Source organism: Pseudosulfitobacter pseudonitzschiae, from assembly GCF_900129395.1.
GTDB classification, from domain to species: domain Bacteria; phylum Pseudomonadota; class Alphaproteobacteria; order Rhodobacterales; family Rhodobacteraceae; genus Pseudosulfitobacter; species Pseudosulfitobacter pseudonitzschiae.
On record NZ_FQVP01000001.1, the window covers coordinates 1 to 23570 of the forward strand.

Annotated in this window: 21 protein-coding genes and 1 tRNA gene; 10 read left to right on the forward strand and 12 right to left on the reverse strand. The window is 59.6% G+C overall.

Annotated features, from left to right (window positions below; all coding sequences use genetic code 11):
* The first annotated feature begins 318 nt into the window (after positions 1-318).
* Positions 319-2232: an ATP-binding protein gene (locus tag BUC08_RS00005; protein WP_159436661.1), complete on the forward strand. Its 1914-nt coding sequence runs from the start codon at positions 319-321 to the stop codon at positions 2230-2232.
* Complete coding sequence (locus BUC08_RS24250) at positions 2229-3470, forward strand: PP_RS20740 family protein (protein WP_143186649.1); 1242 nt, start codon at positions 2229-2231, stop codon at positions 3468-3470. The genes BUC08_RS00005 and BUC08_RS24250 overlap by 4 nt, the downstream gene beginning before the upstream one ends.
* Positions 3471-3696: 226 nt before the next feature.
* Here BUC08_RS24250 and BUC08_RS00010 read toward each other — a convergent pair whose 3' ends face one another.
* The 5 genes from BUC08_RS00010 to BUC08_RS25095 form a co-directional block, all read right to left on the reverse strand.
* Positions 3697-4224 (reverse strand): hypothetical protein, encoded by a 528-nt coding sequence (locus tag BUC08_RS00010; protein WP_037921877.1) that lies wholly within the window; start codon positions 4222-4224, stop codon positions 3697-3699.
* Positions 4221-4829, reverse strand: a complete 609-nt coding sequence (locus BUC08_RS00015) for an HK97 family phage prohead protease (RefSeq protein ID WP_037921874.1) — start codon at positions 4827-4829, stop codon at positions 4221-4223. The genes BUC08_RS00010 and BUC08_RS00015 overlap by 4 nt, the downstream gene beginning before the upstream one ends.
* Position 4830: 1 nt before the next feature.
* Positions 4831-5082, reverse strand: a complete 252-nt coding sequence (locus BUC08_RS00020; RefSeq protein ID WP_037921871.1) for a hypothetical protein — start codon at positions 5080-5082, stop codon at positions 4831-4833.
* Positions 5083-5196: 114 nt separating this feature from the next.
* A complete protein-coding gene (locus BUC08_RS24525) occupies positions 5197-5340 on the reverse strand; it encodes a hypothetical protein (RefSeq protein WP_159436662.1) in 144 nt (47 codons plus the stop codon).
* Positions 5340-5468 carry a hypothetical protein gene (locus tag BUC08_RS25095; protein ID WP_268794393.1) on the reverse strand — a complete coding sequence of 43 codons (129 nt, stop codon included), beginning with the start codon at positions 5466-5468 and terminating at the stop codon, positions 5340-5342. The genes BUC08_RS24525 and BUC08_RS25095 overlap by 1 nt, the downstream gene beginning before the upstream one ends.
* 446 nt (positions 5469-5914) lie before the next feature.
* On the opposite strand from BUC08_RS25095, the gene BUC08_RS00030 reads away from it, so the two are divergent.
* The 3 genes from BUC08_RS00030 to BUC08_RS00040 are packed head-to-tail and all read left to right on the forward strand — an operon-like array spanning position 5915 to position 8506.
* A complete protein-coding gene (locus tag BUC08_RS00030; RefSeq protein ID WP_037921867.1) occupies positions 5915-6532 on the forward strand; it encodes a terminase small subunit in 618 nt (205 codons plus the stop codon).
* Positions 6522-8048, forward strand: coding sequence for a PBSX family phage terminase large subunit (locus BUC08_RS00035; RefSeq protein WP_051693931.1), 1527 nt, complete (start codon positions 6522-6524; stop codon positions 8046-8048). The genes BUC08_RS00030 and BUC08_RS00035 overlap by 11 nt, the downstream gene beginning before the upstream one ends.
* Before the next feature lie 11 nt (positions 8049-8059).
* Complete coding sequence (locus tag BUC08_RS00040) at positions 8060-8506, forward strand: hypothetical protein (RefSeq protein WP_037921865.1); 447 nt, start codon at positions 8060-8062, stop codon at positions 8504-8506.
* A gap of 756 nt (positions 8507-9262) precedes the next feature.
* Here BUC08_RS00040 and BUC08_RS00045 read toward each other — a convergent pair.
* From BUC08_RS00045 to BUC08_RS00055, 3 genes are all read right to left on the reverse strand, one after another.
* Positions 9263-13123 (reverse strand): hypothetical protein, encoded by a 3861-nt coding sequence (locus BUC08_RS00045; protein WP_037921863.1) that lies wholly within the window; start codon positions 13121-13123, stop codon positions 9263-9265.
* The gene (locus tag BUC08_RS00050) at positions 13123-13329 is read right to left on the reverse strand and encodes a hypothetical protein (protein WP_037921860.1); all 207 of its coding nucleotides are present in this window, start codon (positions 13327-13329) and stop codon (positions 13123-13125) included. Before BUC08_RS00050 ends, BUC08_RS00045 begins: the two co-directional genes overlap by 1 nt.
* A gap of 447 nt (positions 13330-13776) precedes the next feature.
* Positions 13777-13850 (reverse strand) — tRNA-Cys (locus tag BUC08_RS00055).
* Between the two features lie 289 nt (positions 13851-14139).
* Here BUC08_RS00055 and BUC08_RS00060 point away from each other — a divergent pair.
* The 3 genes from BUC08_RS00060 to BUC08_RS00070 all read left to right on the forward strand — a co-directional run bounded on the left by BUC08_RS00060 (position 14140) and on the right by BUC08_RS00070 (position 17368).
* Entirely contained in the window at positions 14140-14793 is a 654-nt protein-coding gene (locus BUC08_RS00060; protein WP_037921858.1) for a protein-L-isoaspartate O-methyltransferase family protein, read from the forward strand.
* Positions 14794-14874: 81 nt separating this feature from the next.
* Positions 14875-16314: a TolC family outer membrane protein gene (locus tag BUC08_RS00065; RefSeq protein WP_037922219.1), complete on the forward strand. Its 1440-nt coding sequence runs from the start codon at positions 14875-14877 to the stop codon at positions 16312-16314.
* A gap of 88 nt (positions 16315-16402) precedes the next feature.
* Positions 16403-17368, forward strand: coding sequence for a hypothetical protein (locus BUC08_RS00070; RefSeq protein ID WP_051693929.1), 966 nt, complete (start codon positions 16403-16405; stop codon positions 17366-17368).
* A 10-nt stretch (positions 17369-17378) separates the two neighbouring features.
* Here BUC08_RS00070 and BUC08_RS00075 read toward each other — a convergent pair whose 3' ends face one another.
* The gene (locus BUC08_RS00075; protein ID WP_037921856.1) at positions 17379-18833 is read right to left on the reverse strand and encodes a cobyric acid synthase; all 1455 of its coding nucleotides are present in this window, start codon (positions 18831-18833) and stop codon (positions 17379-17381) included.
* Positions 18834-18991: 158 nt separating this feature from the next.
* On the reverse strand, positions 18992-19312 hold the full coding sequence (locus BUC08_RS00080) for a DUF6280 family protein (protein ID WP_028955814.1): 321 nt from the start codon (positions 19310-19312) through the stop codon (positions 18992-18994).
* Between the two features lie 217 nt (positions 19313-19529).
* On the opposite strand from BUC08_RS00080, the gene efp reads away from it, so the two are divergent.
* Positions 19530-20093 carry an elongation factor P gene (gene efp, locus BUC08_RS00085; RefSeq protein WP_037922216.1) on the forward strand — a complete coding sequence of 188 codons (564 nt, stop codon included), beginning with the start codon at positions 19530-19532 and terminating at the stop codon, positions 20091-20093.
* Between the two features lie 105 nt (positions 20094-20198).
* On the opposite strand, the gene ygfZ is transcribed toward efp, so the two are convergent.
* Positions 20199-20936: a CAF17-like 4Fe-4S cluster assembly/insertion protein YgfZ gene (gene ygfZ / locus BUC08_RS00090; protein WP_037921854.1), complete on the reverse strand. Its 738-nt coding sequence runs from the start codon at positions 20934-20936 to the stop codon at positions 20199-20201.
* A gap of 67 nt (positions 20937-21003) precedes the next feature.
* Here ygfZ and BUC08_RS00095 point away from each other — a divergent pair, with 67 nt between their 5' ends.
* Positions 21004-21672, forward strand: a complete 669-nt coding sequence (locus BUC08_RS00095; protein WP_037921852.1) for a TIGR04283 family arsenosugar biosynthesis glycosyltransferase — start codon at positions 21004-21006, stop codon at positions 21670-21672.
* On the opposite strand, the gene BUC08_RS00100 is transcribed toward BUC08_RS00095, so the two are convergent.
* Positions 21669-23492 carry an ABC transporter ATP-binding protein gene (locus BUC08_RS00100; RefSeq protein ID WP_037922214.1) on the reverse strand — a complete coding sequence of 608 codons (1824 nt, stop codon included), beginning with the start codon at positions 23490-23492 and terminating at the stop codon, positions 21669-21671. The two genes, BUC08_RS00095 and BUC08_RS00100, sit on opposite strands and share 4 nt — an antisense overlap.
* Positions 23493-23570: the final 78 nt, after the last annotated feature.

Here is a 23570-nt window from a genome sequence, read left to right on the forward strand (position 1 = left end):
CCTCGGTAAAACGTGTCTTCTTCATCGGAATCTCCTCGTTCATCCTGCCGAGAAAATTCTACTTCCGCATCCCCTTAAGATCGGGGGGGATTACCCCGCTTAGGCTTTCGTTTGATCAACGAACATCGCAGTGCCTTCGACTCGATCTTGCAACTTCGCACGGTTATTATTGATCGATTGCGTTGCGATTCTTTTTGGCCGTCTATGAACTAATTGCAGGCAGCGGTTGAGCCCGCAGATTTTAGCCGGTATCAGTGTTGAAGTTTTGGCAGGTTCTATCCAGCATGGCTGCAGTCAGATTTTCTCGGAGACATTACTTTGCCCACATCTGTAAATGAAAAGACTCAAGAGCTTGTCGGTAGTATACGCGATAGTCTTTTACACGGGACCGCCGCTGAGGGACGTCTAGAGACAAATGATAGGATCATTGCAAGGGTCACTGATGGGATCTATCGTGAGCCTTGGTCAGCATTTCGAGAGCTTGTGTCGAACGCTTACGATGCAGATGCGACTTCAGTGTCAATTGACTGCGACTACCCATTTTTCAATGAGGTACGGATCAGTGACGATGGCATAGGCATGGATAGCCAGACTGTTGCCGACTTGCTGACAAACATTGGCGGTAGTTCAAAACGTACATTTCGAGGGAAATCTCTCGGGACGGTCAACACAAGTGATCCTACAAAGAGTCCGTCTGGCAGAAAGTTAATTGGCAAAATCGGGATTGGCCTTTTTGCTGTTGCGCAACTTACAAATCACTTCCAGATCATCACAAAGCGCAAAGGTGATTCAGAGAGAATCTCAGCCACCGTTAAGATAAACACATATCGGGAAAACGCACACACGGATGAAGGCGACGAGGCCTACGCGAGTGGCACATATAAGGTGGTCGCAGAAAAGACTTCTGACATCGATGCGCACGGCACAACTATTGTTTTGATGAACATTCAACGGGCGGTACGGGAAAAACTGCAAAGTCGTGAAATATGGGATGCTCTTGATGAGCAGGAAAGTGAAGGATCATTTGGTCTATTCGACATCGTTTCAAGGCCGAACTTTCATATAGGTAGAGTGAGTGCGAACGGGGAACTGTCGGTGCCTTCAAATCTACCGTGGGCCACAACTGATAGTTCGAAAGAGAAGTTCCAAAAACTATTTGACAGAACGATTGAACTGGGACGGAACTCCAGCGACCGAACTGATTTATCGCACCTCGACAATTACCTGAAGATGGTTTGGAGATTGAGTTTAGGTAGTCCAATCAGATATTTGGAAGTGCATCCTTTTGATTTTACAGGTTCAGTAGATTTAGATTTCTTTACGCTTTCAAATAAACCTAAAGGTGCGGCTAGCAGCATTTATCTTGATGAAGATCAGAGTATTCGATCGTCAATGGGATTGGAGGCCGGAACCAAGGATCCTCTTTCAGAGTTTTCGGTGTTTATTGACGGAGTTGAACTTTTCAGACCTGTCAAGCTATCTGACGTGCTGCAAGGGTCAAAAAACCTTCCTCGTCCGATGTTCTTTGCAGGCAAAGTTGAAACCAATTTTGGGGATGCTTCGGCTGACAGATCTGGAGGAAAGCTTGCCTTTGAAGCGTACCTCTATTGGAATTCCAAAATCATTCCAAAAGAAAGCATTGGTGCGCTCATAAGGGTTAACGGCGCGAGCGGAACTTTATTTGATCCAGATTTCCTTGGCTATCAGATCGCAGAACAAACGCGGAAGAAACAAGTAACTTGCGAGATTTTCGTTCTTGAAGGGTTAGATGGTGCTTTGAATATCGATCGAGAATCGTACAATACCAGTCATGCCCATTATCTTTACATTCAGAAGTGGCTTCATAACGCGTTCAGGCAGTTTGCGACCCAACACAAGAAAATCGGTCGCGAGGTTCGCGAAATAGAAGTCGAGGAAATTAGTTCTGGTGTAAATTCGAAATTAGCTGATATCACCGGCGAAGTTTGGGAGCGAATGCGAGGCGATGACATTGCCCTGCCAACAATCGAGAAAAGATCAATTTATCAGGGTGAGAGCTTGCCTGTCAAAGTTGGCGGCAACGAGATTTCGTGGGATCAGCCCAGAATCAGCAAAAGCAAAATTGGACGATCAGACCGCATCGAAGCGATTTCAATTGTTTTGGATGCTTATGGCATACTTGAACTGCTTGATGATGAGCGCCGTGCCGATCTCCTGTTTGATATAGCAACAATTTTTGAAGATGACGCATGAATAGTGAGGTCAATTTGTCGGAAGATAGCTTTGATGCCTTTTCTCTTCCAGAAGACATTGGAGAGATTGCATCTCCTGAGCCTCTAAGTTTTGCTCCTTGGCACAAGCCTAGAAAGCAGTTTGTACGAAAGTACCAGTGGGTTCGTCACGCTAATGCTACTATTAAAAAATTGAAAGATGCAGGTCATTTAGATGCAAATTCACCGGTCAGATATTTAACTCTTCCCGGTCCAGATTTGCTTGATGTGAAACTTATGGCAGACGTGTGTGCAGATCAGGAAGTCAGGCTACACTATACTGGTTTCTGCTATGTGCGTGAAACTGAAGCAGTCCGCTTAAGACGCCATACGCAGCAATTCGCACTAGATAGAGGCACCCAAGTTTTACCCGGGTCAGGTGTCCATATCTCGCGGCTTGAAGAAATTACTAGGGCCAATTCCGCGGCAAAAACATTGATGGAACGAGGTGGCCCATACAGCATCGTTAACATCGATGCATGTGAGCCCATAGCCAATGAAGACGGAAACCAAACCGGGAGGCTCGTTGACGCAATACGAACGATTGTGGACTATCAACTGAATGCAAGCCGTCAGCCTTGGTTGCTGTATCTTACGACGCCAGTTCAAACCGACAGCGTATCTGAAGGTGCGCAACGAGCGCTCCATGACCAAGTGCGAAATAACGTTGCCGCCGATACTGAATTTGCCGAAGAACTAGCTGGGCGATATGCTGATGGTGAGGACGTTGATCAGTATTTGGTGCGTGTATCGCAAGAAAACGGACACGAGTTTGTGCGAACTATAACTCTTGCGGTCTCTAAGTGGCTTGTTCACTTAGCTGAACAGGCAAACTTCAATGTCAAAAAGCTGCCTGCAGTTTGTTATTCAATGTTTAGGAAAGAGCCGTATCTGCCGAACATGGTCTCAACATGTTATCTATTTTTACCAAGGAACATCCCGATTCTTGATAACACGGGGCTTACACCGAATGCCCAACCTCATGCAGGCCAAGCCCCGATTTCCGACCACATTCGAGCGCTGCGCCGATCAGTCGAAATCGAGAATATAGATGAGACGATTTCAAACAGCCTTGAGTTGAAGAGCGCATTGGTAGCCGAAACCAAAGCCCTTCTTGGTGCTGTTGGCTATGATGTCGATCATCCTGAAAGGGGCTACGATATTTGGTTGTCAAGTGAACCAATGGAACTGGCCGATGACACCGCGCATATGGAAAGCTAGGTTTCTAGCCGTTGCGATCGCGCGTATGGTTCGCGCGACATAGCTGTGTAAAGTTGTCGTCGCATCACAGGCATGGTGGAAAGCCTATATGTCACCAGCACCCCTGATATCGGCGATTTAATCAATTTCTCGCTTTGGTCTACATACTTGAAGGCACGCAATCTGGACTGAGAGTTCAGCATCGGAATTCCATGCCGAGAGTGCGGTTCGGCGCGGGTGCTGGCCGTCAGCCGTTCCCCACGATGCGATTGCCCCACAGGGGCACGGCTTCCCGAACGCGTTGGCCGAACCCCGCACGATGCTTGGCGGCATTTTTCTTCCGTTCCAGCATGTCGGCGGCTTCCGCCTCTCGAATTTGACCGGCTTTCAACTCGGAAATCTCGGGCATGTCTGCCCCGCGTTTCGGGCCGCGTTCGATCGTGCATTGTCCGACGACTTCGCCCGCAACATGGACGGTGTTTGACCGTGGCACCGGAGCCGGACGCACGCCCAGCAGGACGGGGGCACCGGCCCGCAGCGGGCGAATGATCCAGTCACCGGCGGCGTTCTGAACCACGTTTCCCGAGACATAGGCGCGGGCGACTTCGAATGCCTCCTGCGAAAGCGGTTCCTTGTCGGGGTTGCGCTCCCATGCGTCGATCGCGGCGGCGGATGCACCGGTGCGGCTGGCCAGCAGGCGAACGGCAAACTGGCGACGATCACCGGACAGGCGGCGGAAAAGCGTGTGGACGTCGGCGGGGGTCAGGTGGTTCATGCGAGAATTCCTTTGAATGCTTTCAGCTGGTCGGCCAGCCTCTGTTCGGTGGGGGTCAACGTGCTGGCGGTTCCGGTCAGTTCGCGGGTGAACTTTGAAAATTCCTTCACGGCGCTTTCTAGATCGCGGCCCAGCAGCTTGGCCATTTCCTTGTCGGTTATCGCGCGGGCGCTGGTCATGACGGCTTCGTAACAGGCCGGTTCGACCACGATCGAAACTTCCTCAAGTTCGGCCTTTTCGATCACCAGATATTCGCGGTTAGGGTCGCCCGGCCACGGTTCGACGCTGACGGTGTCAAGGAACATGCCGACGCTGAACGACAGCAGTTGCACCGCCAACAGTTTCTGCAAGTCGCGGCCCGCTTCGGTATCGACGACGATACCTTCGACCCACAGGCCGTATTGGCCCGAACCCCAAAGGCGCGGTTCAGCCTTGATCCAGATGCCCACGGGCACGACGTGGCGGTCGTGGGTCCACAGCATCTTGAGGGCGCGCGATGCCCCTGTGCCAAGCGCGGGATGGATCACCAGACCGCGTGCCAGCGTCTTGTGGCCCACACGGTCGATTGTCGGGGCGCTGGCCCAACCGGAAATGAAAAACGGCATATCAGCGGCCCAACGTCTTGAGGGCGCGCGACAGGGCGGCGATTGCGTCCGCAGCGGGATCGGTGGTCACGGTCTTGTTCGTCACGCCACACACGCGGCGGGCTTCCAGCACGGGCGCAAGGTCGCGGTGGGTCAACCGGCCATTTCGGGCCAGCGTGTCGGCCAGCGCCGACTTTTGAACGCCGTTCAACAGTTCGGGGCGGATACCGGCGGTCGCGTTGGCCGTCAGGCGGCCATTTTCAAGAATTCGCATCGGTCTGGCCTTTCGAATTGCAGGGGGAAACCGGCGCATCGGTTCCGTACTGGTCCGGCGGCGTCTGCGGTTGCGGGGGATTGCGCCGATCACTCGGGCGGGTGCTGGTCAGTTTCATGCGGGCACCAGCATGTGTTCGGCCACCATTTCGAACAGCATGGCGGCCTGCGAATGATCGTCGGCCAGACCTTCGTCGACCATGTAGTCGTAAAGATCGGCCAGACACGCGAACACGGGTTCAGCTTGTGGGGGGTTCATCATTGGGGGGCCTGTTGTTGTTGGTGGAATTGCGAAACCAAATGACAGACCAGCGCCGCCGACGGGATATCGGCGACCAACTTATGGTCGATCAGATAGGCATAAAGCGCGATACGGTCGGCAAACATGGGCGCACCTTTTGGGGCGGGCCGTAGTCGCCTGCACGGGCGCATTCCGGTTGGGGGGGTGGAGTTCCGCGCCGCAAGGGCGTGGGGTCATGGTGCTACAGATTTCGGCCGGTGGTCAAGGCTTTTTTCGCGTAACCTCTTGGTAACAAAGGATAACAAGAACGATTTTCCTTGCGGTGCGGGGTCGTTGGGGTATTAAAACTCCTTTAAGGAGCCTTTAAAGGAGTTTTTAAAATGGCAGGTCGTCACTCACTGCACACCGAATTTCTGGGCATTTACATCACACCGGAAGCCAAAGCCGATCTTGTCCAAGCGTCGAAAGAAAGTGGCATGTCGCTTTCGTGGCACGTCCGCGAGTGTTTGAAGGCCCATTACGGCAAGCGCGACGGTGGGCCAGCGCCGACGAAACCGGTTGCGTTGATGCCGCGACCACGGGGGGCTTGATCATGAACCGGATGCCCGCACCAAGAGGTTATACGCCGCCATGGGGTGCCCCGCCGCAAGAGGGATGGCCCGCGCCGCTACCGTCCAGATGCGCCGACGCCCGCCGGTTTCAGAACGGCGATGAACTGTGGCAAGAGGCGGCGGCCTATTTCCAGCACTGCAAGGGTACACCGTTTCGGATCAACAAACTTTCGAAAGGCAAGGTCGTTCCGGTTGAAACTGAACACCTGCCGACGTGGGAAGGGCTGGCCGCTTGGCTGTCGATACACGTCAATTTGTTTGTGGAATGGCGACGCCCCGAGAACAAACGGCCAGACCTGTGCGCGGTGGTTTCGCAGATCGACAACTATATTCGATCTCTGGCCATCTCGGGCGGGATGGCCGGTGTGTTCAACCCCGGTCTGGTGGCGCGGTACGTCCAGTTGGCCGACCACAGCGTGTCAAACGTCGATGCTACGCTATCGCCCAAGGCACCGGCGATCGACGACCGAAATCTGGCGATCCACCAGCACCCCGATATGACCGACGACGAACTGGACGCCATCCTGGCACGCGGTGAACAGCCCCTGTTGTTCAGCCAAGCCCAGATCGACGCGGGGGTGAAATACCGTGCGCCTTGAACAGCGGCGATATATCGCCCCGTGGTCTTCGCAACAGTTGGTTTCGGGCTTCCTGATCACCCGTCACCTTGCGCGCACCCGCGTTCTCAAGATGCCGCCCGAGGCCCAGCCGCGCGACGTTGCGGTTCGGTTGACCATGGCGCCGCAGGCGGTTCGCGATCGTGTGAAAGCCGCCGAACAGGCCGACGTCGAACTGTTCCCGAAACTGTTCTCATGGAAGCCGCCCGAATACGATCCAGACGACCACAGCGACCCGCTGGCCGACCTGTTGAACCGGTCGGGCGTCTACCGTCACTTTGCGTTGTGGTCGGGGCGCGGTGCCACGAAATCGCACCGCGCCGCCGCTGCGGTGATCGAACTGGCGTCCACCGCTTGCGAACGGGTCGTTTGCCTTCGGATGGTCCAGAACAGCATCAAGGACAGCGCCAAGGAAACGCTGGAAATCAAGATCAAGGCGTCGGAATGGGCCGACGACTGGACGATCCTTGACCAAGAACTGCGGAACAACAAAACGGGGTCAACCGTGGTGTTCAAGGGGTGCCGCGACCCCGATACGATCAAGTCGCTAGAGGGCGCGACGCTGACGTGGTTTGAGGAAGCCGGACCGGTCACGCAGACGGTGATTGACGTGCTGTTGCCGACGATCATGCGCCAAGCCACCAGCCGCGTTTTGTGGACGTGGAACCCCATGCCGGACCCCCAGCCGGTTGACGCCCTGTTCAGGGGCGATACGCCAGCGGAACGGGCGTTGGTGCGCTACATGCCTGTTGAGGGCAACCGGTGGCTGTTCGTTGGCGACATGATCGGTGACATGCGCCGGTCGTGGCTGGCCGAAAGCGACCCAAAGAAACCGAAATATCTGCACATCTATTGCGGGGCGTATTTCGACAGTCACGACGCGGTGGTGTTGGACCCGGCGAACATGACCGTGGGGCGGTTCGATTTCACCAAGGTTCTAAATCAGGCCGCGATTATCGACCGCGCCGGAATGGATTTCAGCCACGGGTCAGGCAGCGGCCAGCACGCGGCGATCGGGCTTTCGATCATTCCGGCGGATCAACTGCCCGGTTACGATCCAGACGATCCAACGTGCAAAACGGTGATCTATATCCACCGCGAGGACGTCCGCAGTGTGTGCCCCGTCGATCGGCTTTGGGAAATGGCCGTTGCGGTCGGTGCTGACGGCGGGTCGATCTATTGCGACAGCGCCAACCCGCTGTTGACAGAGGCGGTTGGGGCGAACGGGCGCGTCAGGGCCGAACTGGCGGTCAAGGGCCAGAACAGCATCAATCAAGGGCTGGCGATGCTGGCCAGCGTCTACCTGGTCTTTTCACCCGACTGCCCGACCAGCTACGCCCAATGCAAGGCGCTGCGGTGGAAAACCGACAAACACGGCAAGGTCGTGATGCCTCTTGAGGCGGTGGGCGTCGATCATTGCCCAGACGCCATCCGCTACGCTCTTTCCGGTCTGTCTCTTGCAATTGGCCGCCACGGTGGCGGCGTCGTCTACGTTTGAAAGGATCACCGATGGAACTGTCCAACCTACTGACCACGGCCACCAGCGACGCCCCACGGCTTGCACGCGGCCACACGCTGGCCTTTGGCCACGTCCCGCTTTGGTTGCCGCAATGGAACGTGGCCGAACGCCGCGACGGCGCGGTGGTCAAGATTTCCGGCAACACCAAGGAACTGGTCGTGCTGGACGTGCTGACGATCACACCACAGACGCTACGGGCCGACCTACAGGCGTTTGTCGGGTGGTCGGGCACGGTGGTGCTACCGCACGACCACGACCGCACCCTAGCGGCGGAATACGGTGCCTTTGGGCGCGATGCTATCTGCGCGCCCCGTAAGGTGCCCGCGTGGGTTCATCAGGCGGTGTTGACCGCCGACAGGCCGCTGACGCCCACGGAACGCGCGGCGGTGCATCAGGCGGCGTGTGCATTGGACGGGGGCGGTGTGTCATGGATTTGACCGACGACGACGTGCAAGCCGCAATCGACCTGTTGGAAGCCCCCGACACGCGGGACGGTGACGACGCGGTGCTGGAACTGCTGACCGAACTCGAAAACGGATAAGTTATCCGCGTACAAACGAGCGGAAACCACTTATTTTTATGGCGTACCTTTGGCCTGCGGTTGGCCGTTTTCAGGGTTAGCCACGGCATAGCCATTTTCGGCCATCGGCTGGGGTATTATGATACCGGTGCGGGTGTTCTGCGGCTGGCCAACTTGCCGACGGGCCAGCCGCATTGCCGACCCCCCGCGTGCAGGCGTTCGGGGTCAGCGCGCAAACGGGCGGTTGTTGGGGGCACCCGTTGCGGTCAACGTACGTGCGCAGGTGGTGTGTGGTCAAGGGGCCGTGTGGTGCGTCCGTTGGCCTGCGGATCGGTCAGGGTGGTTTCGTTACTGGATGCCCTAGACTGTGCGAAAAGTCGGACAAAAGTGTGCGAAATTTCGCACAACCACAAAACTCTTTTAAAATTCCTTTAAAACTCCCCCCAGCAATCCCCCAGCAGCGTTTCAGTGGCGTTTCGGTGTTTCCGGTTTTGGATCGGGGCATAAGCGAAATTTCGCTCATTTCCCCCAGAATGGCAAATTATCGTTTAAAAACAACACAAACCCGCAGTTTGGCCGATGTGGCGGAAAACGGCTAATTATATATCCTACATATAGCCAAATTCCGCCACATCGCCAGAAGTGCGGGTTTGCGTTGATTTCATTGGATAATTTAGGGTTTCGGGCGCATTGTCGGGCGCATTTTGCTGCCCAAACGCACCCGAACGCCTGCGATCAGCCGCTTTTCAGCCTTCAAACGCTTTACGATTGCCGTTGCGTCCAGATCGGGGAACGCTTGCCGGATGGTGTGGGCGATTGATCCAGCACCCGTGCCGCGTTCGATCATCTGTTCGGGCGGTTGGGTGCGTAGGTAATCGACCACAGCGTCCAGCACGTCGCCCAGCGGGGCGAAACCGTCGGCCTGCCCCCCGAACCCGAACAACGGTCTTAGAATGGCGTCTGCGGCGTCCTGTGTGGCCGCATCGACCGTCACCGGCACCCGTTCGCCACCCACCGTCACGAAACACCCGCCCTGCGCTTTGAAATCGGGGGCGCACGACGGTATCCCGAGGCGGGGGCGGTACGTGCGCCCGAAATCGCGGGCCATGCGCTGGCGGTGCGTTTCCAGCCCCCGCACGTCGGTTTCGTATTCTTCGGCGTTCTTGATCTGCTCGGGGGTTTCGAAAATTCCACCCAGCGCAATGCGGATCAGTTCGCGGCGGTGTCGGACGCCCTTGTCTACGTCCAGCCCGCGCACGTTCAGCATATCGCGCACCGTGGGCTGTAATTCCTGCCACGTTCCCCATTCGTCATAGAACAGCGGCAACGGTGTATCGGTCAGAATGTCGATGAACAGTTTTTCGTCGGGCCGCCGGTGAGCGCGCAACCGGCCGATGGATTGCATCAGTTCCCCGCGCACGATCAGGATCAGCAGGCGGTTTGCAATCGTGTTCGGGTGATAGATCACGCCACGGGTGGGGATCGGCCCGCTGTTGGGTAGTGCGCGGGCGTGGAACCCTTCGATGTATCTTGCGGGGTGGGCGTCCAGGGGCACCCGCTGCGCCTGCGGTATGGCCGTTTGCGTGAGGATTTCGACGATGTGTTCGATTGCGTCCATGGTGGGCAGGACGCGGCCAATGATCAGCGCATAGGTTGCGTCGGCGGCTTCGTTCTGTCCGGTGGTCGCGTTAAAGTGCATCACGGTCAGCCCGTCGTCGTTGTCGGCGTCGAACAGGCCGGTGTCGGTGACGGCTTTTTGAGCGACCACCAGCGCGCGTTTTGCGCCAAGCTGTTTCCGCCGGTGCTGGGAATATCGTTCAACGTCCATCAGCAGCGGCGACGGCTTCAGTAGGTTGGTCATGGGGTCCGGCGCCACCAGCGACGACCGGCTGAACGATTTATCGGTGACGGTGCGCAGGGTGGTGTTCTCGGGCAGCGGCGGCATGGCGTGGGTAACGGTCAGGCGGTCCTGCGCGCCCTTGCCGATGGCGTAGCGGAACAGTTCGGGGTCGATCGTTGCTGACATGACTGCGAATGGTGCGTCTGTCCATGTGTGGTGAATTGGCGTGTGACCCCCGATCCAGACCGCCCGCTTTCCGTTGGCGGCGGCGGTGTTCAGCTTCAGCGCGGGGATTGTCTGATATTGGGCCATCGCGTCGGTTGACGTGTGTTTGCGCAGGTATCGCAGGACGTGCATCGCGTCGTTGTAGGGGCCTTTGTCGTTTTTCCAGTCGATCAATTCCTGTTTGCCGGTGTCGCCCACGTCGGAAACCTTGCCGAATTCGCCCCGCCGTTTCCCCAGCGCGTCGATCAGTTCGCTGTACTGTTCACGGTTGATTATCCAATGGGCCGGCACACGACCGTCGGGGGTGTTCGCCAGCGTTGTGTGGATCATCGCCAGCCTGTCGCGCAGTCGCTTTTGATCCGGTCCGAATGCGGGTTGCCCGCCGTCGCACTGGTCCAGCGTGTCGGGGTTCAGGTGGTCCAGCGGGAACGGCTGGTCGCTGCCCACGGCGATCAGTGTCGGGTCTTCGTCGACGATCAGACCGGCGATTGCGCCCCGTGGGAACAAGCCGTTTGCGGACTGCCGCAGATATTGGTGCGGCATGAACACCACGTCGGCGCTGCGGGCGTCGTCGCGCAGTTCGATGTACTTGCACCCGTCACGCAACGGACAGGCGGCGCACACGGCCCGATCGACACCCAGTCCCGCGTCGATCGCCAGCGAAACGGGGGTTTTATAAATTTGGGCGTCGGTGGTTTCGCCCTTGGGGGGTCTCAGGCCGCAAAGGTATCGTTTGGGATCGTCAGGGTGTGGGTGATCACGCCCGCGCAGCACGCCGATTTTCAGCGGTTCGATGTGCGGGTGTTCGGCTTCGATTGCGCGTATGCGATCGACGGTGGCGTCGATCAGTTCATGCCGGGGCATGGCGACCACCACCGGCGCGCGCCACAGACCGGCGGCACCCTGGGCGCTGGCCGCGTGTTTTGACATGGCTTGCCAGTTGGCGGCCAGCGAATGGACGGCGTTTTCAATCCCGTAGGTTTTCCCGACGCCGGTCGCGACCCTGACGACGCGTGCCAGGGCGTCGGCTGGCGGCTCTGGCATGGGGCGGGCCATCGGGGGGGATGGCGTTTTATCCCGTATCGCTTTCGCTTCCTCTGCGCGCTGTTCGGTCACCATTTGGCGTTCGATCAGGTATTCGGCCCACGGTTTGAAGCTGGCGGCCAGTTCGTGGAATGTGTCGGCCACCACGGCCCGCGCGTCGTCCATAGTGCCCGATCCGGCGGGCAACACGTTGTTGGTGAAATTGGCGGCTTCACCGTGGCGGGCGAATGTGAACCGTCGGTTCCAGCCGTGGGCGAAACTGAAAATATGCGCATCGACCCCCAGCCGCAGGTGCGCTGTTGCTGACCCGTAGTCGCGGCCTTCGATCGGGCACGGGATATACTGGCCGTCAGCGAACCGCCCGCTGTCCAGCAGTTCGGCGACGGTTATGTCGGTGCCGTCGGCCAGTTGCAGAACGAAATCATCGGTCAGGATGCTGAAACGGTCGAATGCGTCCAGATCGGCGTCGATTTCCGCGTCGCTCTTGGTGCTGCCGTGGGCCTTGATCCGTTCGCGGCGCCCGACGCGCCAGTGCGTGCGCACCATACCAGCCAGCGCCGCCATGCGTTCACGGTCGGCGATCCGCAGGGCGTCGGCGGTGGTCCGTTCTGCATCGGTCAGAGGTGCGGGCAGGTCGGCCACCGGTTGACCTGACAGGACCACCGGTGGGGGGGCGTCACGTTCCACACCGGGGTCGATTGTCGGGGCGGCTTCGTAAATCAGGCGTTCCATGCCGCCGACGGTGGTATCGACGATTGATCGTTCCAGCAGGTGGCCGGATTTGCTGACCATATGCCACGCGAACCCGTGCAACCACGCCCGCCGCTGAAGGTCTTTTAGCAGTTCGGACAGGTTGGTATCGGCGGGGATGAACCCGAATGTGTGCAGGCTGTTTGCGGTCGGTATCGGGTGACCGGCCAGACGCACGCCCGCGCTGGATGAAGCGGTTTCGATAGCCTCGGCGCGGGCCAGTTCCGGCCAGATGGTCCGCAACGCGGGGCGCACACCGCCTGCGACGCCCAGCCGATCGGCCACCGCTGGCGGCATGGCGTCGGGGTCACTGTCCAGCATGAACACGCGGGCGGGTGTTTTCGGTGCGCCCATGTGGGCGGCGGTCCGCGTGATGTGTTCGGCGTAAAACTGCGGGTATCGCTGTTTGTTTTCCTTGGTGGTGATGTTGAATGTCTCGGGCAGGTATGGTGTCAGCGGGACGCCCAACCCGATTGCTTGGTGTGCGGTCAGGGCGTTGCGCACGTTCACCAGATCGGCGGGGCGTTCCAGATTGACGACCTGCCCGACCCCGTTGACCATTTGGGCGAGTGACGTTTTGCCCAGCGTTCCATCAGGTGCGACAAAGAACCGTTTGTTCAGCGGCTGGCGTGCATCCGTTGAAGTGAAAACCGTAATTTGCGCGCGGGGTGACATTAGCTGTTGACCAACAACACCGCGTCAGCGGCGATCTTGACGCGCAATCGCAGCGGGCAACCCTGTTCGATTATCTGTCGGGTTCGACCGTCGTTCAGCAACAGCAACTTTGCGACGCGGTGGCCGTCGGTGTGGTATTCGATGCTGCGAACAACGCTGGGCGTAGCGGTATTGTTCGCCCGCGCGGGGCGTTGTGGGTGTGTCATGGGATTGATCCATTCTATGCGCGACCGTGGCAGGCCGATGCAGTCACCGTGTCAAAGTTTCTCGATGCTGTAAAGGGGCTAAGCCGTTGATATTAAGGGCATAAAAGGTCACAACGGGTCACAACGGGGCACAAGGCGGGGGCTTAAAGGTTCTTGCATCGTGTGGCGATCGGCGGTAACAATTAGGCGTTCGCCGTCGCTTGATCCATTGCGACACTGACGGGTGGCGATGTGGCAAGACCCACCCAGCCTTCGGGCACCATGTCAGAGAATTCCTTTGAAAACCGTGCGGTTTCGGGCCGCCCCTTAATCGGGGCGGTCTTTTTCGTTTTTAGGGGGATGGCCAGCGCCCAAATTGATCGTGGCTATGCTGTGGCTGTTTATCGCCCACAGCAACCCGAACCGGCGGGGGTGTCTCGCAAAGCGTTGAAATATATAGGAAGTTTGTGGAGGCGAGTACCGGAATCGAACCGGTGTACACGGATTTGCAATCCGCTGCGTCACCACTCCGCCAACTCGCCAGCGCCTTGAAAACAAGGGTTTTCGTGGTTGGCGGGGTGATAGGCCGTTTTCGGCGAGAGCGCAAGCGCATTCCTGAGGCTTCTCAACACTTCGCAAATGCCAGAGATGCGCGCCGCATGGTCAGGGCTGCGTGCCAGCGAGGTTCGGCGTTGACCTCCCGGGCAATTGCGACTTGACTGTGCACGGCTGCACATTGGACGGTCCTATTTCGCCCATCGGCCCGTTGCCGTGAGGTTCGGAATGTGGCACATCTGATTTTGACAGATTCCGAACAGATGAGTTCAGTTCATGACAAACTTTGAAATGCGCCGCACGGTGATGGTTGATACGCAAGTGCGGCCTTCGGATGTGACGAAGTTTCCGATTATCGAAGCCATGCTTTCCGTCGCCCGTGAAGATTTTGTGCCTGCGGCACAACGCGAAGCGGCCTATATGGGCGAGAACATTGATCTGGGGGCAGGGCGCGTGGTTCTTGAGCCGCGGACACTGGCCAAGATGCTGGACGTTCTGGACATCGGCAATGACGAACTGGTTCTGGATGTGGGGGTGGCCTATGGCTATTCCTCTGCGGTGATTGCGCATATGGCCGAAGCAGTCGTTGCCGTTGAAGAAGACGAGGATCTGGCGCGTGAAGCCCAAGAGGCGCTGATGACCGCGGGCGCGGACAATGTTGCCCTGCACACCGGCCCGCTCGCCGAGGGTGCGGCGCAGCATGGTCCGTATGATGTCGTGATCGTTCAGGGTGGCGTGGCGCGCTTGCCGCAGGCCTTGCTGGACCAGATCAAGGACGGCGGTCGCATCGCCTGCCTGTTCATGGACGGCGCGCTGGGAGAAGTGCGCGTCGGGTACAAGATTGATGGGCGGATCTCATGGCGCAACGCGTTTAACGCAGGCGCGCCTGTTCTGCCCGGTTTCGAGGCGCACAGCCAGTTCCAGCTGTAATTGCGTCTCCGGGCGGACCGAAGACGTTGCAATCAGATCAAGCCGGTGTGGAATGCACCGCATGTTGAGGACGAATTCGAGATGAAAACACCTGTGAGACGCTTTTCCGGTTCTGTCCTGAGTATTGCGCTCGCTGTCGGTGTCGCCTTCGCCGCGCCTGCGCGTGCGGACACTTTGGCGGATGCCATGGCCGGGGCTTATACAAGGTCCGGCCTGCTGGACCAGAACCGCGCCTTGCTGCGCGCGGCTGACGAGGATGTCGCCTCGGCTCAGGCATTGCTGCGACCGATCGTGAACTGGTCTGCCAGCATCGACCACACCTTTGGAAACGCGGGTTCGTCCAACACCAATATTTTCGGCATCACCTCGTTCAACCGCGTCTCGCTTCAGGACACGTCGACGACGATGGGCATCGTGGCACAGATGCTGGTCTATGATTTCGGGGCATCCGCGTCGCGCATTGAAGCCGCGAAAGAGGTTGTGCTGGCGACGCGGGCGTCGCTGTTGTCGATTGAACAACAAGTGCTGTTGCGGGCTGTCTCGGCTTATATGACCGTCCGGCAGTCCTATGAATTCGTCGCCTTGCGCGAGAACAACCAGCGTTTGCTGACGCAGGAACTGCGTGCTGCTAGAGACCGGTTCGAGGTGGGTGAAGTGACCCGCACCGACGTGTCACTGGCCGAGGCGCAGCTGGCTTCTGCCCGCAGCGGTGTGGCCGCGGCCAAACGTGATCTGGCCCAGGCCATTGAATTCTATCGCAACGTGGTCGGAAGCGAGCCGGGGCAACTGGCGCCGCCGCCGGGCCTGCCGCGCACCGAAAGCAATGTGGAAAAGGCCAAGGCCGTTGCGATGCGTCTGCACCCCGATCTGCGGGCCGCGCAGCACCAGGTGGCTGCGAATGACCTGCTGGTGGTCGCCACCGGCCGCGACATGTACCCCACGGTGACCCTGAACGGCGGGCTGTCGGTGACCGAGAATTTTGACAACGACGATTTCCGCCGGGCCGGTTCGGTGGGCATCGAAGTGGGTGGCCCGATCTATCAGGGCGGGCGCTTGTCTTCGTCCAACCGCGCGGCGATGGCAAATCGTGACGCCGCCCGCAGCAACCTGCACGTCGTGCAGAAGAACCTGGCCGAAGGTGTCGGCAATGCGATTGCGGACTTGCAGGCTTTGATCGCGCAATCCCAGGCCAGCGAACAGCAGGTGCGTGCGGCAAGTGTCGCTTTCACAGGTGTACGCGAAGAGGCAACCTTGGGCGCGCGGACGACTTTGGATGTGCTTGACGCCGAACAGACGCTTCTGGATGCCCAGGCACTGCGCATTCAGGCACAGGCGCAGGTCTATGTTGCAGCTTATGCGGTTCTGGCCTCGATGGGGCTGCTCACGGCGCAGCAGTTGGGCCTGAACGTGCAGATTTATGACCCGGAGGCCTATTACAATATGGTCAAGACCGGACCTGCCAAGAACACCAAGCAGGGCAAGCAGCTGGACCGCGTGCTTAAGGCGCTGGGCAAAAACTGACGGAAAAAGACCGACAATTTTTCACGCCTGTTGTGAGAATCTTTGGTTCGCGGTAGACTGCGGGCTGAGGTGAGAGTGGAAAAACAATATGCCTGATGCAGTGACCAATGCCGAGGTCGAGGACGTTCTGTCGTCTATTCGTCGCCTGGTGTCCGAAGACCGACGCGTTCCCGCCGAAGAAAAGCCCAAGGCCAAGACCGATCGTCTGGTTTTGACCCCAGCCTTGCGCGTGGCTGAAGCGCCCCGGCACAAGGAAAACGAGGGCGGGCCGCGTGCGGCCGATAGCGCCGAGGATCAGGACGGTTTCGACGATCATCGTTCCCAGGAAGATACTGACGCCGATGCGGTGATCGACGCCTTGATGGCGCAAGAGCACGGCGCGCAAGAGGACGCTGCCTCTGAGATGGCTGTCAGCGACGAAGTCGACGTTGATCTGGACGGTGAGGCTGACGCGGACCGTGAGGTATCCGAGGAGCACGCTGCCGCTGCCGCGACTGAGAACAACAAAGAAACTGCGCAGGCCGATCATGACGCTGGCCTGACGGATGGCCGGACCTTGCACGAAGTGTTTCGTGCCGTGGACGCACAAGAGGCCGAAGCCGCCGCCCTGCGCGATGTCCCCGAATACCGTGGACCCAGCACCGCAGCGATGAACGCCCAAAGCCTGAGCGCAAAGATTGCCGTTCTGGAAGAAGTGATTGCGCGCACGGACGACCAGTGGGAGCCAGATGGTGCAGGCCGTGACGATTACGCTGGCACAGAGCCGCCCGCGATGGCGTGGGAAGATGCCGCAGAAGATGCCGAATCCGAAGATGCCGCCGATACCGCGCCCGAGGCCACATTGTTTGCAGGGCAAGGAGCGCGTCGCGACACCTCGGCGGACAGTTTGAACACGGACGAGGACATCCTGGACGAGGACGCCCTGCGCGATCTGGTGTCCGACATCGTGCGGCAAGAGTTGCAAGGTGCTTTGGGTGAACGTATCACCCGCAATGTGCGCAAACTGGTGCGCCGCGAGATCCATCGCGCCCTGGCTGCGCAGGAACTGGAATAACGCAGGGGTCCTAGACCTCTGCCGCCAGCCTTAACAGCAGATCAATATCCATATGCGCCTCAAGGTGCTGTGCCAGCGCGTCCAGCGTGTCATCGACCATCTGGTCGTAGGACAGGTCGCTGCGTTGGCCCAATTGGTCCAGAAAGGCGCTGCGATAGGCGTCTGATCCGAAAATACCGTGCAAATAGCACCCTTTGACCCGCCCCGTGGCGTTCGCAGCCCCAGCGGCAACTCCGCCCATGTCCAGCCATGCGCGGGCCGTGTCGGGGCCGGTGGTTTCGCCCATGTGAATTTCATAACCCGTAAGCGCCGTGCCGCTGGCTGTATCGACGCCGGTGCGCAGGGCCAGCGTTTTCAACGGTGCCAGCGTCGTGTGCACGTCCAGCAATCCCAGGCCCGCAACCGTGGCGGCAGGTCCCTCGACGCCAGCGGGATCGGCAATGGTCTGCCCCAGCATCTGATAGCCCCCGCACAGCCCCATCACGTGGCCGCCGCGCCGGACGTGGGCCGCGATGTCGATGTCCCAGCCTTCGGCACGCAGACAGGCCAGATCGGAGATTGTGGACTTGCTGCCGGGCAACAGGATCACATCCGCATCGGCGGGCAGGGGCGTGCCGCGCTGGATCAGGCGCAGGTCCACATGCGGCTCGGCTGCCAGCGGGTCCAGATCGTCAAAGTTCGAGATGCGCGGCAACACCGGCACAGCGACCACCAGTCCCGCGCCGCTGCCAGCGCGGGCGGGCAGGTCCAGGACATCTTCGGCCGGCAGGCGATGGGCGGCGTCGAACCACGGTAAAACGCCCAGCGACGGCCAGCCTGTGCGGTGCGCAATATCGGTCAGCCCATCGTCGAACAGGCTGGGGTCACCGCGAAATTTGTTAATGGCAAAGCCGCGGATCAATGCGCGGTCGGTGTCATCCAGAACCGCGTGGCTGCCCACCAGCTGTGCGATCACCCCACCACGGTCGATGTCGCCCATCAGGATCACCGGCACACCTGCGGCCACGGCAAAGCCCATGTTGGCAATGTCACCTTTGCGCAGGTTGGTCTCGGCAGGACTGCCCGCACCCTCGACCAAGACCAGATCGGCCTGCGCGGCCAACCGGCGAAAACTGTCCAGAACGGGGGCCATCAGGGCACCGCGTTCACGGCCAAAGGCGCGGGCCTCTTGGGTGCCGATGACCTTGCCCTGCACGATCAACTGCGCGCCGGTCTCGCTTTGCGGTTTCAGCAGCACGGGGTTCATGTCCACATGCGGCGGCACACCCGCCGCGCGGGCCTGAAGCGCCTGCGCGCGGCCAATCTCGCCGCCTTCGGGCGTAACGGCGGCATTGTTGGACATGTTCTGTGGCTTGAACGGGCGCACCGCCATGCCGCGTCGCACGCAGGCCCGTACAAGGCCCGCGACGACCATGGATTTGCCGACGTTGCTGCCGGTGCCCTGGATCATGATTGCACGTGTCATGGCGCACTGCGTCGCATTCGCGCAGGCCCGAGGCAAGAGGGCACGACACCTGCAAGCGGCAAATCTGCAATTGCGTGGGCTGTGTCCGTCGCACAACAAAAAAACGCGCCCAGCAGAGGGCGCGTTTTTTTAATTTCAGCAGCGGTTGGTCGTATGGATCAGGCGGCTTCGGCCTGTTGCGCGGCATTGCGACGTTCGCTTTCTTCGCGCGACAGCGCGACCGAGGTGCGAACACCCTTGCCGACAAATTCCATCAGGCCCGACACCACACGTTCGTTGGGGTCAATGCCTGCACAGCTCAACACTTCGCGACCGTCGCGCGAACGTGCCCAGCGGGCGATCTGTTCCGGACCATTGCCATACTTCTTGTCGTCAGCGATGGCGTCGTCCAGAGCAGCCAACACAACGGCTGCAAAGAGTTTACGTGCACGGTTGCCTTGCTCGTTATTGAAGGCTGTGCCGTCAACGAAGTCGTTCATTCTTCGTCCTTCCTTTATTCTTGCTCTTGTCTTTTCGGCGTGAGGCTTCTTATGACCCATCCACGTCGATTCGGATACCCCGATATTGCATAGCGTCCATGCGTTAGGCGCATATCTGCCGCAGTGCAGCGCAGTAGATAGCCGTGTTGCGCGAGGCAGCGCATCAATATATAGGGTGTTTCACTTCTTCATCAACCTTTTGCCGTGGTTTACCCTCATGCCTAAAATTAACGGAAACGAAATCCGCCCCGGAAACGTGCTTGAACATAACGGCGGCCTGTGGGCGGCTGTGAAGGTCGACCACGTAAAGCCCGGAAAAGGCGGCGCTTTTGCACAAGTCGAAATGCGCAACCTGCGCAACGGCACCAAGCTGAACGAACGCTTCCGGTCTGCGGACAAGGTCGAGCGTGTCCGGCTTGAGCAAAAAGATCAGCAATTCCTCTACGAAGAGAACGGGATGCTGGTCGTTATGGACATCGAAACCTACGAGCAGGTCCAGCTGCCCGCCGAGCTGCTGGGCGAGCGTCGCCCGTTCCTGCAGGATGGCATGACGATCGTCGTGGAATTCCACGAAGAAGAGGCGTTGAACGCGACCCTGCCGCAGAAAGTCACCTGCAAGATCGTCGATACCGAGCCGGTGGTCAAAGGTCAGACGGCTGCCAACAGCTTTAAACCCGCGATTCTGGACAATGGCGTCAAAGTCATGGTGCCGCCCTTCGTGGGCAACGACGAAGAGATCATCGTGAACACCGAAACCATGGAATACGCAGAACGCGCGTAAGCTTCCGGTTTCAGGTTTGATTGGAAACACCCGTCCTTTGTGGCGGGTGTTTTGTTTTGGGGGGCTGTTCGGAACCCTTGGGATATTTCAGGCCCAAAGAGGGGATCAGTCCAGTTTGCGGACCGTTGCGTCACCTGCGTGCATGTCCCCGCCTGCACGGTCAAAGCGCAGGTAGGCCATCGCGCGATCACCTGCGCGGCTGTGCAGCGTGCCTGCGGGTTTGCCGTTGGCCATGATCTCGGCGCCCGGCTCGGCGGGGCCGTCGATGTGCACCTGTGCCAGACCTTTCCGCAGTTCTGTCTTGTGTTTCATCCGCGCCGTGACCTCCTGGCCCACGTAGCATCCCTTGCGGAAGTCTACGCCGTTCAGGCGTTCGAAACCGACCTCCAGAATGAACGTGTCGGGGTGCAGCTCGCGGCCTGCGCCGGGGATCATGTGTTCGACGTACAATGCGGTCCAGTCGGTGGTGTCCTCTGTCTGTGGCACATCCCGGTAGGCGCGCCAGCCCAGGGCAGGGTGGCGCGGGTCGGGCAGGGCGTCGTCGGGCTGTGCGCTCAGGCCGCGGTGCAGGTGCAGCCCGGTTTCCGCGATCGTCACATCGGCGCGCAGTTTGTACATCGACAGGCGTTGCATCAACGCAGGCGCCTGTGTCGCATCCGCGTCCAACAGCACGTCATCGCCATCTGCCTTGAGGAAAAAATCGGCGATATACTTGCCTTGTGGCGTCAGCAGGGCCGTATAAACCAGCCCTTGATCCAGTTTCCTGACGTCGTTGGTGACCAGCCCTTGTAAAAAGTCGCGGGTGTCGGCGCCGCTGAGGCGCAGGATCGTGCGGTCGGTCATGGGTGGCTCCCTTTGGGTGTCTTGTGACATATAACAGTCGAAACCGCAGGAAAAAGGGGGCAGGCCCATGCGCGCACCGATATCTGTCGTGATCCCGACGCTGGACGCGGCCCCGCAACTGGCCGCCTGCCTTGCAGCTTTGGTGGAGGGGCTGGAAGCCGGGCTGATCCGCGAATTGATCGTGTCGGATGGCGGTTCGGGCGATGACACCACTGCGCTGGCCGATGCCTGGGGGGCGCAGGTGGTCAGCGGGCCAGCGTCACGCGGCGGGCAGTTGCGGCGCGGGGTAGCTGCGGCGCAAGGGCGGTGGGTGCTGGTGCTGCATGCCGACACGGTGTTGCAGGAGGGATGGTCCGGCGTTGTGGCCGAGCATCTGAACAGCAGCGCGTGCGCCGGTTGGTTTCGCCTGCGCTTTGACCGGGGAGGACGGTTCGTGGCGGGCTGGGCCAACCTGCGCAGCCGTCTGGGACTGCCCTATGGGGATCAGGGGCTGTTGCTGCCGCGTAGCCTGTACGATGCGGTCGGCGGCTATGCGGATCAGCCGCTGATGGAGGACGTCGCCATGGCGCGCAGCCTGCGCGGCAAGCTGGTGCGGCTGGACGCAGTGGCAGTGACCAGTGCAGCGAAGTACCGCCAACAGGGATGGATACGGCGCGGGGCGCGCAATCTCTGGACGCTGGTCCGCTATGCCTGCGGCGTGTCGCCTGCACGGTTGGCGCAGGCCTATCGCCGTTAGCCGAACAGGCGTTCACGCATCCGTGCCAGAATGCCGGGACGCGGGTCCGAAGGTCCATCAACGCGCGGCGCAGGCCGACGTGACCCGGCCACATCGACCACGGTTTTGCCGTCCTGGAATTGCAGGCGGTAGAGGTCCGCATAAATGCCGCCGCGCGCAAGCAACTCGTCGTGGGTGCCCTGATCGATGACCTTGCCACGGTCCATGACGATGATCTTGTCAGCCCCGCGAATGGTGGACAGGCGGTGTGCGATCACGATGGTGGTGCGGCCTGCGGCCAGACGGTCCAACGCTTCTTGCACCACGTGTTCGGATTGCGCATCCAGTGCCGAGGTGGCCTCGTCCAGAAGCAGGATCGGTGTGTCGCGCAGCAGGGCGCGGGCGATCACGACACGCTGGCGCTGACCGCCCGACAGGGCCGATCCGCGCGGACCGACGTGGGTGTCTAGCCCATCGGGCAGCTTGCTCAGGAAGTCCGAGACATGGGCTGCGTCCAGCACTTCCTTGAGCCGTGCATCCGACACATCGGTACGCCCCAGCAGGATATTCTCGCGCAGGGTTTCGTCGAACAACAGGGCTTCTTGGGTGACCACCGAAAACAGGCTGCGCAATTGATGCAGCTTCATTTCCGCCGCTGGCACGCCCCCGATTTTCACAACGCCTTTTTGTGGATCGACCAGGCGTGTCAGCAAGTTGAAGATGGTGGACTTGCCCGCGCCCGATGCGCCAACCAGCGCCGTGGTCTTGCCGGGGGCAGCCACTAGGCTGAGATCGTGCAGCACGGTGGTGTTGCCGTAAGCCAGCGTGACGTTTTCCAGCGCAATTTCGGGCGTGCCAGTGGGCACTGGTTTGGGTGCCTTGGCCGATTTCAGGTTCACCGGCGCGTCCAGCAATTCCTTGATCCGTTCGATGGCGGCGGCGGCGACCTGCCACAGCCCGCTCATCGCGCCCAGACGGCGCAGGGGGTCAAAGGCAAAGCCCATGGCGGTGAAAAAGGTCATGAATTGGCCAATGGTCTTGTCACCGGCAATGATCTCGGCCCCGCCATAGAGGATCACGGCCATGAAACCCGCACCCGACATGATGTCGATCATCGCGGGAATGGCAGCGCCGCCAAAGGCGGTGCGCACTTCGGTGCGCACGAAACGGTCCGTCAGACCGCGATACTGGGTCGACTGGTAATCCTCGAGCGCGTTCAGCTTGATCTGAACGATGCCGTGAAACACTTCGTCCAGACGGGTGGACAGGTTGGCCCCCAGATCGCGGGCGTTGCGGGCATGGCGGCGCACATAGCGTTGCGCCATGGCCGCAGGCAGCACCAAAAGCGGCGTGCCGACGCAGGCCAGCAAGGCCCAGATCGGGTCAACACTGATGGCCACGCCGATCAGAACGATCAGCCCGATGAAATCACGCCCCGCACCTGTGATGATGGCGCGCCAGACGTCGCCCACGGCGTTCACGTCCTGCTGGACCCGTTGGATCAGGAAGCCGGGCGGGTGCGACTGGTGGAACGCACCATCCAGCTTCATCATGTGATCCAGCAAGTCGATTCGCAGGGCGGCCGCAGTCTTTTGCGCGATCCGCGTCAGCAGCACCTTTTGCACCACCGAGGACACCGCGCGCACCACGAAGATGCCGACCAGCAACACTCCGACCCAGATCAGCATGTCGCCGTTGCCCTGCACAAAAACAGTGTCGAACATCGGCTGCATCATCCACGACAGCGCGCCCAGCATCGACCCTTCGATGATCATGAACATCACCGCCACGATCAAGGTGGGCACATGTCTCTTGAGATAGTTCTGCCACAGCCAGGTCATCAGGTGGCTTGAAGCATAGTTGACAGGTGCCGTCGCAGGCGCTGCAAGCGGGGTTGCGGTGGCCGGTTTCTTTTCGGG